The organism is Sneathiella sp. HT1-7, from assembly GCF_020731145.1.
In the GTDB taxonomy this organism is placed as follows: Bacteria; Pseudomonadota; Alphaproteobacteria; order Sneathiellales; family Sneathiellaceae; genus Sneathiella.
Map to the genome: position 1 here is coordinate 179227 of NZ_JAJFZN010000001.1, position 17178 is coordinate 196404.

Annotated in this window: 14 protein-coding genes; 8 read left to right on the top strand and 6 right to left on the bottom strand. The window is 51.8% G+C overall.

The annotated features are described in order from the left end of the window. Positions 1-61: 61 nt before the first annotated feature. The gene (locus LKE13_RS00865) at positions 62-1033 is read right to left on the bottom strand and encodes a LysR substrate-binding domain-containing protein (RefSeq protein ID WP_227947796.1); all 972 of its coding nucleotides are present in this window, start codon (positions 1031-1033) and stop codon (positions 62-64) included. A gap of 109 nt (positions 1034-1142) precedes the next feature. Between LKE13_RS00865 and LKE13_RS00870 the strand changes: the two genes are divergently transcribed. From LKE13_RS00870 to LKE13_RS00895, 6 genes are all read left to right on the top strand, one after another. Then, positions 1143-2774, top strand: coding sequence for an amidohydrolase (locus tag LKE13_RS00870; RefSeq protein ID WP_227947797.1), 1632 nt, complete (start codon positions 1143-1145; stop codon positions 2772-2774). Between the two features lie 23 nt (positions 2775-2797). Then, positions 2798-3712 carry a CobW family GTP-binding protein gene (locus LKE13_RS00875; protein WP_227947798.1) on the top strand — a complete coding sequence of 305 codons (915 nt, stop codon included), beginning with the start codon at positions 2798-2800 and terminating at the stop codon, positions 3710-3712. A gap of 131 nt (positions 3713-3843) precedes the next feature. After that, entirely contained in the window at positions 3844-4974 is a 1131-nt protein-coding gene (locus LKE13_RS00880; protein WP_227947799.1) for an efflux RND transporter periplasmic adaptor subunit, read from the top strand. Then, a complete protein-coding gene (locus LKE13_RS00885; RefSeq protein ID WP_227947800.1) occupies positions 4974-8096 on the top strand; it encodes an efflux RND transporter permease subunit in 3123 nt (1040 codons plus the stop codon). Before LKE13_RS00880 ends, LKE13_RS00885 begins: the two co-directional genes overlap by 1 nt. 9 nt (positions 8097-8105) lie before the next feature. Then, a complete protein-coding gene (locus LKE13_RS00890; RefSeq protein WP_227947801.1) occupies positions 8106-10424 on the top strand; it encodes a heavy metal translocating P-type ATPase in 2319 nt (772 codons plus the stop codon). Positions 10425-10518: 94 nt separating this feature from the next. After that, positions 10519-11103 carry an HdeD family acid-resistance protein gene (locus LKE13_RS00895; protein WP_227947802.1) on the top strand — a complete coding sequence of 195 codons (585 nt, stop codon included), beginning with the start codon at positions 10519-10521 and terminating at the stop codon, positions 11101-11103. Positions 11104-11113: 10 nt separating this feature from the next. Here the strand turns inward: LKE13_RS00895 and LKE13_RS00900 are convergent, their stop codons facing one another. Then, positions 11114-12025 carry an HAD-IIA family hydrolase gene (locus LKE13_RS00900; RefSeq protein ID WP_227947803.1) on the bottom strand — a complete coding sequence of 304 codons (912 nt, stop codon included), beginning with the start codon at positions 12023-12025 and terminating at the stop codon, positions 11114-11116. Between the two features lie 99 nt (positions 12026-12124). On the opposite strand from LKE13_RS00900, the gene LKE13_RS00905 reads away from it, so the two are divergent. Next, entirely contained in the window at positions 12125-12865 is a 741-nt protein-coding gene (locus tag LKE13_RS00905) for an SDR family NAD(P)-dependent oxidoreductase (protein ID WP_265334740.1), read from the top strand. Between the two features lie 33 nt (positions 12866-12898). Then, on the top strand, positions 12899-13678 hold the full coding sequence (locus tag LKE13_RS00910) for an SDR family NAD(P)-dependent oxidoreductase (RefSeq protein WP_227947805.1): 780 nt from the start codon (positions 12899-12901) through the stop codon (positions 13676-13678). Between the two features lie 152 nt (positions 13679-13830). On the opposite strand, the gene LKE13_RS00915 is transcribed toward LKE13_RS00910, so the two are convergent. The 4 genes from LKE13_RS00915 to LKE13_RS00930 are packed head-to-tail and all read right to left on the bottom strand — an operon-like array spanning position 13831 to position 17096. Further along, a complete protein-coding gene (locus LKE13_RS00915) occupies positions 13831-14292 on the bottom strand; it encodes a MaoC family dehydratase (RefSeq protein WP_227947806.1) in 462 nt (153 codons plus the stop codon). Positions 14293-14340: 48 nt separating this feature from the next. Continuing rightward, positions 14341-15573 carry an MFS transporter gene (locus tag LKE13_RS00920; protein ID WP_227947807.1) on the bottom strand — a complete coding sequence of 411 codons (1233 nt, stop codon included), beginning with the start codon at positions 15571-15573 and terminating at the stop codon, positions 14341-14343. A 3-nt stretch (positions 15574-15576) separates the two neighbouring features. After that, on the bottom strand, positions 15577-16086 hold the full coding sequence (locus tag LKE13_RS00925) for a nuclear transport factor 2 family protein (RefSeq protein ID WP_227947808.1): 510 nt from the start codon (positions 16084-16086) through the stop codon (positions 15577-15579). Positions 16087-16115: 29 nt separating this feature from the next. Continuing rightward, positions 16116-17096 carry an NAD(P)H-dependent flavin oxidoreductase gene (locus LKE13_RS00930; RefSeq protein WP_227947809.1) on the bottom strand — a complete coding sequence of 327 codons (981 nt, stop codon included), beginning with the start codon at positions 17094-17096 and terminating at the stop codon, positions 16116-16118. Positions 17097-17178 lie beyond the last annotated feature (82 nt).

Genomic DNA, 17178 nt, shown 5'->3' on the forward strand with positions numbered 1-17178 from the left:
TTTCTCAGCTTTTTCACTATAATCAGGCTAGTTCAGCGACTTTCTTTCGTAAAATATATTTTTATGCTGGTATTAGTACATTTTTCCGATGATCTTTTCCTGCTCGCCCCTCAGGCAAGACGGCCCTGTTGAAGGCGCCGCTATCCCGCAATCTGATACATGTATCAATGACGACTTGATCGACTTTGCTTAAATGCGCATCAACGCGATGAATGATACCATATTCTACGCTGCGATATCCCGGCGCGAGAGGGATTCGCACCAGATCACCAACCGTATATTGTTGTTTCTGCAAAGGCCTGAGGTTGAATATTGAGTAACCAAGGCCAGCCGCCACCATACTTCTCACCATTTCCGATGATTGTGACGAATAGGCGACATGCGGTGTCAGGTTATTCTGACCAAAGAGGCCAAACATATAGTCCCGCGTTTCATCCAGATCGAGAAGCACCATTGGCTCACCGCAAATATCCTCCAGCGAAAGTTGCCGCCGCCGGGAGAGTGGGTGGCTATGAGGAAGGACAATATGTGGTGGGGCAACGAACATTGGCACAAAATTGATACTGGACGGCAGATTCGCACTTACTCCGATTGCCAGGTCAATCTTACTATCAACAACATGGCGCATATTCCGGGAAATATCCCCTTCCGTAAAATGGATCGAGATACCCGGATGATTATCAGCCACGGATTTTGTAATCAATGGAAGGATAATGGGAGCGGCGGGAGTGAAACACCCCATACGTACCGCGCCGTTTATTGCATTCGCCTGCTCATCTATTGCTTCTTCGAAGGAACGATGCGCCTTGAGCAACTGGCGCGCATTGGAGAGGAACACATGGCCGAATTGTGTGGCACTTATTCCTTTTGAAGGAAGCCTGGTAAACAATTTTTTGTCGGTCTGGATTTCGATAGCATCAATTGCGGAGGAAATGGACGAGGCAGATATATTCAACGCCTTTGCCGCCCCGGTAATCGACCGGTGCTGTGCCGCAATATCTATATAGTTTAGCTGCTTTAAGGTATAACGCATCCATTCCTCAGATTTTTATAATAATACCCGCGAAATAAACTATTTTTCAGAGGTTAAAGAGCGGCTTACAATCTGTCTACAAAAAAGCGAAAAAGAGAGGACCCTGATCTTGTCGGCAATCACAGTATTCAGCGCGAAGAAAATTATCACCATGAACCCCGCCCGCCCAAATGCCACTCATGTCGCGGTACGCGATGGGCGCGTGCTGGCAACCGGAACGATTGACGAGATTGCTGGCTGGGGCGACTACACGCTTGATGACAGCTTTGCTAACAAAGTGATTATGCCGGGCTTTGTCGAAGGCCACTGCCATTTAATGGCCGGCGGAATCTGGCGCTACACTTATGTTGGTTATCAGGATCGCGTTGATCCCGACGGTAAACTTTGGCCAGGTGTCAAAACACTAGAAGAAGTCCTTACGCGGCTGAAGGAAGCCGAGATGGAGCTCGGCCCGGATGATGCCCTCGTCGCCTGGGGGTTCGATCCTATTTTCCTGATGGACCGACGGCTCGACAAGAACGACCTTGATAACGTCAGCCCCTCCCGCCCGATCGCGGTTGTCCATTCGAACTTTCATCTTTTAACTGTGAATTCCGCATCGCTCAGCCTTGCTAATTATGTCGCCGATATGGATGTTGATGGAATTGCCCTTGGCCCCGACGGGTCACCTAATGGAGAACTGCAGGAAATGGCCGCAATGTTTCCCATTATGAGGCGCCTAGGCATTGATTTGCGAGAGTTGGGGCGCACAGAAAGAAGTCTTGTCGATTTTGGCAAGGTCTGTAATCGCGTAGGCGTCACCACTGCCGCCGACCTCATCAACGACCTTCCTGACGAAGATGTCGCACAGATGAAAACTATTACGGATGGGTCCGATTATCCGATCCGCTTGATGTCCCTGCTAAACGGTATTTCCCAACCCGCCGACGAGACACGAGAACGAGCGCTTGAGTTAAAAGGAAAAAGCACCGAAAAGCTTCGCCTCGGTGCCGTGAAAATCATTACTGATGGATCAATCCAGGGATTTACAGCGCGGCTGCGCTGGCCCTATCACTATAACGGTGCGCCAAACGGCATCTGGAATATCGCCCCGGAACAGCTGAATGTCCTTGTCAGTGTCCTCAATGAAGCCGGCGTCCAGATGCATATTCACACCAACGGCGACGAAGCAATCGAAGTCGCGCTGGACGCGTTGGAGCAGGCAAAGATCAAGAAAAACCGCCCTGATCTCCTCCATGTTCTGCAGCATTGCCAGATGGCGGACCGAGCACAATTTCGCAAGATGAAGCGCTTGGGCGTGGCCGCCAATCTATTCTCAAATCACATATATTATTTCGGCGACAAACATTACGAATTGACCATCGGGCCGGACAGGGCGCTCCGCATGGACGCTTGTCAGTCGGCAATCGATTTTGGTGTCCCTTTCGCCATCCACTCTGATGCACCAGTAACTCCTATGGCCCCGTTATTTACCGCATGGTGCGCCGTTAACCGGTTAACAGAAAGCGGAAAGCTTCTCGGTGAGTATGAGCGAATTAGTGTTGATGAAGCATTGCAGGCGATCACCCTTGGTGCGGCAGCCACGCTTCATATGGACCATGAGGTCGGCTCCATTGAGACGGGCAAATGGGCGGACTTTGCCATTCTCGAAAATGACCCTGAAACCATCGGTGCGGAAAATCTGAAGGATGTCGGCATATGGGGTACTGTCCTCGCGGGAGAAAAGCATAAAATCCCATGAAGATACGGAGAGAACCGCTGCCCATGACTGTTCTCGCAGGATTTTTGGGATCGGGGAAAACAACTTTGGTCAACCATCTTCTGCGACAAGCGGATGGGCCGCGCATCATGGTACTTGTCAATGATTTTGGCGACCTCCCTATTGATGAGGATTTGATAGCCGCAAAGGATGGGGACACCCTCACCCTCGCCAATGGCTGCGCCTGCTGTTCCATGGGTGCTGGTCTCTATAAAGCTTTTTCAACCGCTCTCGATTATGAGCCTACGCCAGATCATCTCCTGATCGAAGCGAGCGGCGTGGCAGAGCCAAAACGGATCGCCAATTTCGCAAGGGCGGAGCCAGACCTCACGCTGAACGGGATTGTAACGATGGTTGACGCGCTGAATTTTCAGACAACGCGTGAAGATCAGAGACTTTCAGAAATAGTTGAGGCACAAATCAGCAGTGCCCATATACTACTGCTTAATAAATGCGACCTCGCCCAACAGCAAAATATAGACATATGTGCAGAGATCTTGCGCCACGTCAATGAGACCGCACCGATTATCAAAATTACGCATGGTGCCTTGTCAGGTGATATTTTCTTCGGCGAAGGAAGGAGCATCGACCGACTTTCCGAGACTTCCAACGACTCGCATTCTCACACCCATGAGACGGACTTTTCAAGATGGTCCGTCGCCACAGATTCGGAAATCAACAAGGCCACCCTGAAAGAGGTACTCAATCATCTTCCCCCCTCTATTCTGCGCGTCAAAGGTATATTTCGCGCTACGGGAGAAAGTGACCTGTGGGTCGCTCACAAAGCTGGCACACATATAGATATTTCCCCGCTGTCCATGGACTCATCATTCTCCGGGAGAACCGGATTCGTTGCAATTGGCACCAAAAGCCCGGACTTCTCCAATATTCTGGATGCAGCGTTTCATTCCTTAAAGTAATGCTGCAAAACAGCAAATCTGGTAATTCCATCACAAGGGTAACAATCTTTTTTACCGATATGTTTACGAATTGCTCCGCGAATGAAACAATGACGCCCTAGTAATTGCCTTAAAATCTGCGAGGGGGCTCAATGCGGCGACTATCTGGTACTCTTCTATTAGCCTTTATGGCGACAATTCTAATACTAATCATGACGTCCATGAGCTTTGCACAATCGGCCTCGGGCGGGGAACCGCCCGCGCCTGCAGTGCTGGTGGCAAAGGTCGAGGAGAAGAATATTGCCGATCAATTTGTCTTCTATGGCCGGGTTGAGGCAACAGCACGCGTTCAGATTAATGCGCGCATAGAGGGCTACCTTGCCGAAGTTGCCTTTGTAGAAGGGAGTACAGTCAAGGAAGGTCAGCTTCTTTTCAAGATTGAAAAGAGCATCTATGAAGCGAATGTCGCGCAGGCCCGAGCCAATTTGGCAAGCGCCGTCGCCGCTTCTAAACTTGCGAAACTGGACTATGAAAGATCCAAGGAGTTGGTCGCCCGCAAGACGGTCTCCCAGGCACAGCTTGATAAGGATTTGGCACAATATGAGGAAGCTCAAGCAAATGTCGCCGCGCAAAAGGCTCAGCTTTCCCTTGCCGAAATCGATTTGGGATATACGGAAATCCGGGCCCCGATTGATGGACGGATTGGCAAGGCGAACGAAACCAAAGGATCTCTTGTCGGACCATCGGGCACGTCTTTAGCACTTCTAGTCGCGCAAGATCCCATCCATGTGGCCTGGCCGGTCCCGGATCGGCTATTTCTGGAAGTCAGCAAGAGCCAGCGCAACAGATCGGATGTAAACGTCAAACTGAAACTCGCGGATGGAACAATTTACGATCAAACAGGAAGGATTATTTATGCCGATCCCAGTGCCAACGAAACGACGAATACAATTACAGTCCGCGCCGAGTTTTCAAATCCAAAGATGCTCCTTGTAGATCAACAGCTAGTTAGCGTCATTATTGAGAACAAGGAGACGCAAAAGCATCTCGTCATCCCGCAGGACGCCCTTCTTCTTGACCAGCAGGGTCCTTATGTTTTTGTCGTGAGCTCTGATAACAAAGTCGAGGTACAGCGTATCACTACCGGCGCCCAACAAGGCCTTTCCCTTATTGTGACAAAGGGCCTCAAACTGGGAGATCGTGTCATAGTCGCTGGTCAACAAAAGGTCCGAAGTGGCATCACCGTTACCCCTAAACTCGCCGACCAAAGCGAGGGTAACTGATGATCTTCGACTTTTTTATTCGCCGCCCAAAATTCGCGATGGTGATTTCAACCGTGCTTGTGCTCGCGGGAATCCTCTCGATGTTTGTCATCCCGGTATCCCAATACCCGGATATCACTCCGCCAACGGTTCAGGTTACCACCACCTATTCCGGTGCCAGTTCCCGGGTGGTAGCAGACTCAGTTGCTCAGCCGATTGAAAGCGCCGTTAATGGCGTCGACAACATGATTTATATGTCGTCGGGATCCAACTCTGATGGCAGCTACGCGCTAACCGTCTCGTTTGATGTGGGCACGAACCCCGACCTTGCCACAGTGAACACACAAACCCGCGTGAGCCAGGCACTGTCATCCCTCCCCGACACTGTGCAGCAAAATGGCGTGACGGTGCAGAAGCGATCCAATTCAATCTTGCAAATTTTTGGCTTCTATTCCGACGATACCAGCCTGGATCAGCTGTTTATCAGCAACTACCTGACCATTAATGTTCTGGATCAATTAAAGCGCCTGCCGGGGGTTGGCGATGCACAAATTCTTGGCGCCTCTTCATATGCGATGAGAATATGGATAGACAATCCTACATTGATGTCCAATCTGAAGCTCACAAATCAGGATATTATCTCGGCGATCCAGAACCAGAATATCCAGGCCCCCGCCGGACGGATCGGTGCGCCCCCAATATCAGATGAACAGAGCTTACAACTGACCGTCAACACCAAAGGGCGGCTTTCCAGTGTGGAAGAGTTTGAGAATATTATCCTGCGCGCCCAAGATGATGGATCGATTATCCGCATCAAGGATGTCGCCCGCGTAGAACTGGGTGCCCAGAATGCTCAGCAACAGCTGAAACTTAACGGCTCCCCGGCTGCAGGTGTTGCAATCTATCTTTCTCCCGGAGCCAATGCCGTGATCACGGCCAATTCGATAGAAGAGAAAATTGCCGAACTTGCCGAGAGATTTCCTGCCAGCATGGAGTATCATAAGTTTGTCGACAGTGCCGAGTTTGTCGATGATATGATCTATAAGGTCGTTGAGACCCTGATCGAGGCCTTTGTCCTCGTCGCCATCGTGGTGTTTGTCTTTCTCGGCCGTTTTCGAGCGACTCTTATTCCGCTTTTTGCCGTACCTGTTGCCATTATTGGTGCCATTGCTGTCATCTATGCAATGGGCTACACAGCAAATATTATCTCCCTCCTCGCCCTGGTTCTTGCAATTGGTATTGTCGTTGATGACGCCATCATTGTTGTTGAGAATGTCGAACGAGTGATGGAGGAAGAGCCAAACCTCTCCCCTGCCAAGGCAGCGCATAAGGCGATGACGGAAATCGCCGGGTCCATTATCGCCATTACGTTTGTACTATTGGCCGTATTTATTCCGATCGCTGTGCTCCCCGGTTCTTCAGGTGTTTTGTTCCGGCAATTTGCCATTGCGATTTCCGCTGCGATGGTTATTTCTGCCATTAATGCGCTAACTTTATCACCCGCTCTATGCGCATTATTCCTGCGCCCGGGCAAGCCGGTCGTCTTTATGCGCCCGATTACGTCCTTGATTAATCGTATTGGCGACGGTTACGCCGGCCTGATCAAGAAGCTCGTTCGAGTTGCCGCGCTCAGTATTGCCGCCGCAATCGGTATTGGGCTCCTCACGGGTTATGGCATCACCAACACGCCGGCAGGATTCGTTCCGGAAGAAGACAAGGGCTACGTTATGATCGTCTTCCAGCTTCCAGCAGGCGCCTCCTTCAATCGCACCGTGAAAGTAGCGGATAGAACAGTAGAAGCCCTAAAAGGCGACCCCGCCGTTCGAATGATTGGCCAAGTAGCTGGCCTAGATCTTTTGAGCAACAGCAATGCCTCCAATGCCGGGGTTGTCTTTCTCAATCTCAAACCCTATTCAGAGCGTAAATCACCGAATCTGAGCGCGACGGCCGTATTACAGCGCGCCTTGCCAAAGCTGGCCGGCATTGCTGAAGCCGCGTTTATCCCGCTTAATCCTCCCGCCATTGATGGCCTCGGAAATGCCGGTGGTTTTCAGTATATGCTCCAGGCTCTGCAAGGACAAAAGCCGTCTGAAATGGGTGCTGTCCTTCGCAATGTTTTGGTTGAAGCCAATCAGGATTCCAATATCGCCAGCGCCTTTTCAACATTCGAGGCAAACACTCCGCAAGTCTCCCTTGATATTGATCGGGACAAAGCGAAAACGCTTGGGGTCGAAATTTCCGATGTATTCAACGCCTTGCAAAGCCAGCTAGGCGGATACTATGTCAACGATTTCAATCTGTTTGGCAGAACTTGGACAGTATATGTACAGGGCAGCGAAGAATTCCGCGCAAAGATTGAGGATATTTACGACATACAAGTTCGTAATTCGTCGGGAGAGATGGTGCCCATTTCCAGCTTCGCAGAAGCAAGCCTCGATAGCGGTCCGCGCCAAATCACCCGGTATAATAATTATGAAACGGCTGCAGTATTCGGGAATCCGGCGCCCGGCGCAGGGATCGGTGTCGCCATGGCGGATATGGATAAAATCTCGACAAATGAATTACCGAGCGGTTATGCCTATGAATGGACCGGCCTCGCCCTGCAGCAGGTGGAAGCCGCAGGTAAAACTCCGCTCGTTATTGGTCTCGCCTTCGTTTTTGCCTATCTTTTTCTTGTCGCGCTGTACGAAAGCTGGAGTATTCCACTGGCCATTCTGTCTTCCGTCGTCGTTGCCGTCTTTGGCGCGATTGCTGGCATTCGGATTGCAGGTCTCTCCTTCGACCTATATGCGCAAATCGGAATTGTTGTCTTAATCGCTCTGGCAGCAAAGAACGCCATTCTGATCAATACCTTTGCGCTCGAGCAACGAAATATTGGCAAGCCTCTCGCGGAGTCCGCAGCTGATGGCGCACGGTTGCGGTTCCGTCCGGTCATGATGACAAGCTTTGCCTTTATCATGGGGCTGGTGCCACTGGTCATTGCCTCCGGTGCCGGTGCCGGGGCGATGGTGGCACTTGGCGTTCCAGTATTTTCGGGAATGCTCGCCGCGGCGACACTTGGTATGTTACTAATCCCTATGCTATATGTCGCCTTCCAGTGGATGCGCGAGAAAGCAGGCTGGAGACCCGTCGTCGAAAGATAGGAAAACCCATTGACCGCCGAAAAATCCGACACAGCAACTGATCCTGTATGCGGTATGAAAGTCGCGCCCGGCACAGGCAAGCCGAGCCATCTCTACAATACCGAGATCTATCATTTCTGCTCGCAAAAATGCCACGATAAGTTCGTGGTAGATCCCTATTTCTATATAAACGGCAGTCATAAGACGCAGCAGAAAGCAGCAACGAAAGCAACAGAATATACTTGCCCGATGCACCCGGAAATCATTCAGGACCACCCCGGAGACTGTCCGAAGTGCGGTATGGCGCTTGAACCTATGGGCGCCCCTAGCGCGGATGAAAGCCCGAACGAGGAATTGATTGATTTCACGCGTCGCTTCTGGGTAAGCGTAGCACTTGCCCTGCCACTTCTTGTCCTGACAATGGGAGAGATGGTCGGACTTCCCTTTGAAAGATGGATCGGGGCAAAACTCTCAACCTGGCTCCAACTGGCACTGGCAACGCCCGTTGTCCTGTGGGCCGCGATCCCCTTCTTCAAGCGTGGATGGTCATCAATCGTCAATCGCAGCCCCAATATGTGGACACTGATTATGCTTGGCGTGACGGCCGCCTATGGCTTTAGCGTCATCGCAACATTGTTCCCCAGCAATTTCCCCCCCTCCTTTCAAACGGACGGTGGCGTTGTTCCGGTGTACTTTGAAGCGGCGGCGGTGATCATTGCCCTGATCTTCCTGGGTCAGGTGCTGGAGCTTCGCGCACGGGAGCAGACCGGCTCCGCGATCAAGGCGCTTCTCAATCTTGCCCCAAAGTCCGCTCGGCGGATCAATTCGGACGGGTCGGAATATGATGTTCCGCTCGAAAATATCCTTGAAGGGGACAAGCTGCGTGTGAGGCCGGGTGATAGTATTCCTGTGGACGGCGTCGTGGTGGAAGGTCATTCCTCCGTTGATGAAAGCATGATCAGCGGGGAACCCGTAGCTATTGAGAAGAACGAAGGAGACAACCTCACCGGCGGAACAATGAATGGCACCGGATCATTTGTTATGGAAGCCAAACTCGTTGGTGCGGATACCATGCTCTCGAAAATCGTCGAGATGGTTGCCTCCGCCCAGCGATCCCGTGCGCCCATTCAAGGAATGGCGGACAGGGTTGCGGCTTGGTTCGTGCCAAGCGTCGTCATCATCGCCGTTATCGCTTTTGTCATCTGGTCGGCATTCGGCCCCTCCCCTGCAATGATCCATGCGATTGTTGCCGCAGTCTCTGTGCTGATCATTGCTTGCCCCTGTGCGCTCGGTCTCGCGACGCCTATGTCGATTATGACGGCAACAGGACGGGGTGCCGGTGCGGGTGTGCTCATCCGCGATGCAGAAGCGCTGGAACGGTTTGCCGGTGTTGAAATGCTTGTGGTCGATAAAACCGGCACCCTGACGGAGGGGCGCCCGAAAATTACCGATATCATTAGCGTTGAAGAGCAGGGAGAGGATACACTTCTTGCCATCGCTGCCGGACTAGAAAAAGGATCAGAGCATCCACTTGCAGAAGCAATCGTATCTGGCGCAGAGGAGCGCGGGCTCACCATCCCCATGGCCTCCGACTTTAATGCCATTACCGGTAAAGGAGTTGAGGGACGTATAAACGGGCAAATCGTGACACTCGGAAATCGGGCCATGATAGATCAGCAAAAGCTCGATCTTTCTACGATAGAGGCACATGCCGCAGAGCTTCAAAACGAAGGCAAGACAGTGATGTATGTTACCCGTGATGCCGCTCTTGTGGGAATTGTCGCTGTCGCCGACCCGATCAAGGAAACAACGCAAGAAGCAATCGATGCCCTGCACAAACTCGGTATCAGGATCATCATGGCGACGGGCGATAATGAACGCACAGCAAAGGCCGTCGCCGCTCGTCTTGGGATTGATGAGATCCTCGCAGATGCACTGCCAGAAGATAAAAAGACTTTGATCGAAGATCTCCAAAGCAAAGGCCTTCATGTCGCCATGGCGGGAGATGGCGTTAATGATGCCCCTGCCCTGGCCACCGCTGATGTTGGCATCGCCATGGGCACTGGCGCAGATGTGGCGATGGAAAGTGCCGGTATTACGCTAGTCAAGGGAGACCTCACTGGCATTGTCCGCGCGCGCAAACTGGCGGTAGGAACTCTCCGAAATATCAAACAAAACCTGTTTTTCGCGTTTGCCTACAACGGATTGGGGATTCCGATTGCAGCAGGTATTCTCTACCCTTTCACTGGTACGCTGCTTTCCCCAATGATTGCCGCCGCCGCGATGAGCTTGTCCTCGGTTTCGGTAATCTCCAATGCGTTGCGCTTACGCGCGATTAAATTGAATTAGCGCCAGGTATCGATCTCGCTTCCCTACTTGATTTGCTCATTGACGTCCCTATAGTGCGAAAGAACATTGGTACAGGTAATTTTAGGAGCGCAAGATGAGCGAGAATATGCCACCAAAGCTTGAGGAAATGAGGTCGCTTATAGCTGCTGAAATGGCAAAGCATTGGAAAACGTTTCTTTTTCAGGGACTCCTCATCAGCTTGCTCGGAGCTGTCGCCATCCTCGTACCGCAAGTAGCAACATTGGTCGTTGATCTGTTCATCGGTTGGATCCTAATTTTCGGCGGCGTCATCAGGGCCTTAACGCTGTTTCGATCACGCAGCCTTCCCGGGACGATCTGGTCCGTTCTCGCATCTGTGCTTGCTATTGTCCTTGGACTCCTGCTGGTTTTCAAACCGGCGGAGGGTGTCATGACCCTGACCATGGTGATGGTCGCATTCTTTATCATTCAGGGTGTTTTCTCTATCCTGCTGGCGTTTCAATTCCGGGCCCATATACGGAGTTGGGGCTGGACGCTGCTAAGCGGCGTTGTCGACCTCGTTCTAGCCTATTTAATCTCACGCGGCTGGCCTGACACGGCAAGCTGGGCCATTGGGCTGCTGGTCGGCATCAATATGCTGTTCGCCGGGATGGCGCTTATCTTCACGGCTTTCGCTGCCCGTAACGGCGCACCGGATTAGCGGACGCCTCTTAGGTTGTCGCCGCAATAAAGTCAGGGACAATTCCGGACTGTTTGATCAATTTCGGGATGTCCATACCCTTGTGAAGCCCATGTCCTGTGACCAGCACCGTGCGAACGCCGGCTGCCGCGCCACCGAGTATATCGGTATGCAGCGTATCGCCAACCATGGCGATACGCCCGCGATCGGTTCCTTTAAGTTCCGCCTCCAGCACTCGGTCAAATACGTTCAAAAAGGGTTTACCGTAAAATTGCGGGGCAATGCCTATTTGTTCGGCTATTTCATGGGTAAAAAATCCGGGCTCCAATGACAATCCCCCTTCTCGCGGGGCAACAAGGTCCGGATTACCAACAAGCAGCGGCCGTGGGTTTAATTGAAGAGAGTTTTGTAAAAGGCTTTGCTGCTTTGCTGTCCAATCCGCCGAACTCAGAAAAAGAAACGCATTCGCCTTCTCATAGTCAGATGGATCCTCACCGAGCAAATGAGTGATGCGAGGAAGCTCCGCCAGACCTGATTGAGCCGTTGCAGCGATGCCCCAGACATAGTCCTTCGGGTATAAATCAAGGGCGGTGATTGCCGCATCGCGGCTTGAAATGATCTGCTCCTTCTCCAGTGCGAAACCAAAACTCCGATATTTCTCAAGTGCCTTTGTCGCGTCATAGGTGGCGCTGTTGGTCAGCACGAAAACCTGTTTACCGAGACGTGCAAAAGCCTCAAGCCGTTCAGCCGCCCCCGGTATCGCACTTTCCCCAACATTCAACACCCCGAAAGCATCAAGCAGGAAAACATCAATTTCATCAACGAGCGCCTCTAGATTTTCGATCGCGGCACTCTCAGCCGGAAACTGCGCGGTCGGAAGGCGCGCCCGGACAGCTTCATAGCGTTCAAATACTTCCGTTGCGGTGAGGGTTGGAAAGAGCATTTTAGACAACGGCTTCCATTAGGGACAAATGATCAATAAGATATGCTTTACTAACTCGCACAATAACCCGTAAAGTTTATAAAAATAAGAAAAAGGGAGATGCATGTGAACGATCTTGATTTCACAGGAAAAACAGCACTCATCGTCGGCGGATCCAGCGGGATTGGCAATGGTATCGCCCATGCGTTAAAAGATCGCGGGGCGGACGTCTTTGTCTGGGGCACCCGGTCCAGCGCAACCGACTATGACGGCGCGGAAGGGTCGGACCTTACTAGTCTGCACTATGAACAGATGGATGTCAGTGATTATAAGGCCATAGCTGACTACAAGCCGGCGTTTGAAAAACTCGATATGCTGATCCTGTCGCAGGGCATTGTCGTCTATAACCGCGGCGAATTTGAAATGCCAGGTTGGTTGAAGGTAATCGATACAAATCTCAACAGCCTGATGGCCTGTGCCTCAAAATTTCAGGGCATGCTGAAGGAAGCAAACGGCTCCCTGGTGATCATCAGTTCAACGGCCGGGTACCACGCAACAAAAGGAAATCCCGCCTATAACGCCTCCAAGACGGGTGCAATTGGATTAACTCGCACCTTAGGGCAGGCTTGGGCAGGTGACGGTATTCGCGTGAATGGAGTTGCCCCGGGGCTCGTGGATACCAAACTGACCAAGGTAACGACGGACAACCCGAAACGCCGTGATGCGGCAATCTCAACAATCCCGCAAGGGCGCCTCGGCACACCGGATGACATCGCGGGCGCGGTACTCTATCTCGTGTCACCCCTAGCAAGCTATGTGGTTGGCCAAACGATCGTCGTCGATGGCGGACTTATTCTCTAATTTCGACAAACCAGCATAAAAAAGGAAAAACGGATGGCGAGACTTTCAAAGCTCAGCCGGTCAATTGCCGGAAAGACCGCGCTGATAACGGGTGCAGCAAGCGGCATGGGCCGGGCGACAGCGCATCTCTTTGCCGATGAAGGCGCAAATGTTGCCGTTACCGACCTCACTGAAGAAGGTGTTCAGAAGGTTGTCGATGAAATTCGAGGCGCGGGCGGCTCTGCCGAAGGGTGGGTTCTAGACGTTGCCAACAAAGAACAAATTGGAACGGTTGTAAAGTCGGTTGCAGATCATTTCGGCGCACTTGATATTCTGATCAACAACGCCGGTTTTTCTCGCCACATGTCGGTTGAGGATGAAGGTTTCGACGAAAATTGGCAACGGCATATGGATGTCCTGCTAACGGCACATGTGCGTCTGGTTCGGGCAGCTCTGCCCTACCTTAAAGTCTCAGGCGAGGGCCGGATCGTTAATATCGCCTCAACCGAAGGTCTTGGCGCTACGCCCGAAATTGCACAATACACTTCCGCTAAACATGGGGTCATCGGGCTCACCCGATCCCTCGCAGTAGAGCTGCCGAAATATGGCATCACGGCCAATTGTATCTGTCCCGGTGCCATCCATACCGGCATCACCGCGCGCATTAAGGATGAACATAAGGAGATTTTCTCCCGGCGGCGCATCCCGCTGAAGCGGTACGGTGAGCCAGAGGAAGTTGCTCATGCGACCTTGAGTCTTGTTCTACCCGCATCTTCCTACATCAATGGGGTTGCATTGCCGGTGGATGCGGGCCTCACGATCAAAAATGCATAGTAACAGATGAGAACTCCCTTAGATTTGTCAGTCTTCGGGCGCTTTCTCCTCTCGCTGTGGGAGCAGGTCTTCACGCGTTAATGGCCCAGCAACATAGAGCAGGATTACAGCAAGGGACGCCATTTACCACTTCACTATACGTTTTTTCGTATCTAGTGCGCGTCCCTGCATTTAATCATACGAAGGGGTGTATATTCAATAACCACTTCACCATTTTGGTTTATTATATGGTTACGTGTCCGAACCAGCCCGCGCGTTCTCTTTGAAGTAAGCCGCGCTTCGATCACTTCACATTCCACATGAATTGTATCACCGGCAAAGACCGGCCCGCGTATATCAAGTTCCATATTCAAGAAGGCAAGCCCCGTATGTTGCATCGTTGACTGAACGAGCAGACCTTCGGCAATTGTATAGGCGAGCGCCCCCGGCGCAACTCGGCCCTTTATGTCCGAATGCTCCTTCAGATACTCCGTATCTATGAACAGAACTTCCGTCATGCCTGTGACATTGATGAAATTAACAATATCAACCTCTGTCACCGTTCGGCCAATTGTCTTAAACTGTCGGCCCAGCGGCAATTCCTCAAAATGCAGCCCTAGTCCAACGATTTCCATTTTCTTCTCCTTTTTATTATTGGGATCATAATTTCAATTATGTGTCGTTCAATCCATTGACGGTTTCGCTACAACAAGCAGAATGCCAGTTAAAAAAACAATTATTGCCATCAGACTATATGCTTGCCAATAATGCGCAACGTCGCCCACGATCAGGCCAAAAATCGTCGGTAGAATAAGCACGCCGGCGAACATGGCGCTCGATCCCAAGGCGGTTGCCTCTGTCCGGTATTGTCCACCAAATGTTGCAAATGCCCCATAGGCTATACCGGTAAAACCACTGGCCGTCGCCCCCGCCGCAACCGCAACAAGAAGCACGGACCAGATCGACCAGTTTTCTGATATTTGCCCCGCCGCAATTGCAGTCACCCCCATGACAAGGCCCAGCAAACCAAGCAATCTGATGGAAGATATATAACGGTCTGCCAACCAACCCCAGACCGGGCGACTGGTGACACCAGCAATTTGATAAAGCGCCAGCACTTGCCCGGCAGCGATCAAATCGAGATCCGTTCTGCTGGTAAGGTGCAGCGCCATGAAGCCGATAAAACAAAGCTGAACACCCGCATAGGAAAAGCTTGCGAGCGCGAGCAGACGCATCAGAGCACTATCGCGCAAGAGATAAAGCGGGCGCCAAAGTTCGCCCCGAAACAATCGATGCGACGTGTTTCTATTCTTGTCCCAGCTTTTGCGGTATAGCTGAAACATCAGGATGAGAAGGGCTGCCGGAAGAATCTGTGCCCAGAATGCTATTCGCCAGCCGAATTTAACCGCAAGTATCGGCAATAACAAAGCGCCGATGACGCCCCCCAAAGGCACGCCAATTTGCCGGATTGAAAAGACGAGATTTAGAACCTTTGGGTTCGTGCGCGGGATCAGAAGATGTGTCGAGACTGGCGCCGTCGCCCCATATCCAATGCCAAGCACAACAGCACAGAGCGCCAACGCATTCATGCCGCCGGATCCTGCAATAGAAAGCATGGCAACAACCCCCAGCATCACAAACTGCGCGACACGTACCGCCCCGAATTTCTGGATAAAGTCCGGCGACAAAAGAGCTGAAAAAATGCCAATCCCATAAACCGTAGAAACAAAAAAACCGATGAGATGCCCGTCAACGCCTAGGTCCTCAGCGATCTTCGGCGCGAGCGTGGGAGCCGAAAAAGCCGCCATCGTTGCAAGAGTCTGCATCGCGATTGTAAGAATTAAGGGTCCGTAAGGGATGCCTACGGCATGGCCCTCACTAACGGTTGGCGCGCCGTCGCGGTCGGACGACATCATGTCCTAACTTCCGTCTTTCCACGATCCCTTCGAGCGGGCTAGATACTCCTGGGTCTCTGGCTGTTCAATCAACATCTTGCCCCATTTAGCACAGATTTTTGCAAGCCGTTCCGGCTGTACGCCAAGTTGCGCCATGGCTACCCCGCCGTTCACAGATTCACGATAGTCAGAAATAAGCCCGTCTTTTAGCTCAAAACGGCTCATGCCATCGATAACAACCTGTTTTCCCTCAAACTCCGGCACTGTCGAGGTGAAGCTGGAAAGTGACCAGGCATAGGCGAGATTGCCTTCGCACATGGGGTCGAACATTTCCCAGCGATAATCCTCTCCTGCATCGCGATGAAACTGATCTGACATCATGTGAGCAATTTCTGCGCGGCCCTGATGATCCCCGTAGATATAGTCGTGATAGACACCATTTTCGGTGAAACAGGCTGCGAAGGCCTCTCCATCGCCAGCTTCTGCGGCGGCGGAGAAGCGTTTGAGCAATTCCTTGAATTTAGCGGTATTCATTCATTGCTCCTTTTCAAACAGATTATCAATCAGGCGGCGTTGACCAATTTTTCAAGGCGGCCTTTGATGATATCTTCCGCCTCACTCATCATCCGGTCAATGAGCTCCTTGCAGGTCGGGTTATCGTGGATGAGACCGGCAACCATGCCACAGCTCCAAGCGCCGACACCGACGTCACCGTCTTGCATGACTTTAGGATAAACACCACCGACAAGATCGACGATATCCTCGATCTTGGTGTTTGATCCCTTTTGCCGTTCTATTTCGAGAACTTTTTCCACGGCGTCGTTGTTTAGAACGCGCTCGGTATTTCGAAGCGGCCGCATGATAAGCTTTGTATCCAGTTCGCTCGCGGCGATGATAGCATCCTTCACATTCTGATGAATAGGCGCCTCTTTCGTCACCATGAATCGGGTGCCCATATTGATCCCGTCCGCACCCAACGCCAGTGCGGCGACAAGCTGCTGTGCATTGCCCATTCCGCCGGACGCCACGAACGGAACTTCCAGCTCTTCTGCGGCGCGTGGCAGCAGGATCATGTTTGGGATATCGTCTTCGCCCGGATGTCCTCCGCATTCGAAACCGTCGACGCTGACGGCGTCACAGCCAATCTTCTGTGCCTTCAAAGAGTGACGAACGGAAGTGCATTTATGAATAACTTTGATGCCAGCATCCTTCAAGGCGGGCATATAGGCTTCCGGGCTGCGCCCTGCGGTTTCAACAATCTTCACACCGCCTTTGACGATAGCGTCGATATATTCGGGATACGGTGGCGCCGCGAAGGTCGGCAAAAATGTCAGGTTTACACCGAAAGGCTTGTCTGTCATATCCTTGCATCGCGCAATCTCATTCGCAAGGTCAGCTGGAGTTTTCTGGGTCAGACCCGTAATAATACCAAGACCACCCGCGTTAGAAACGGCGGCAGCAAGTTCAGCGAGACCAACAAAATGCATTCCCCCCTGAATAATTGGATGCTCAATACCAAAGAGTTCGGTGATTCTAGTTTTCATGAATGGCTCCGGTTCATTGTTGTTTTTTATTCTTTATAGGAAGCGATGTCTCATTCTGCAACAGCGAGACGAAAAACGCTAT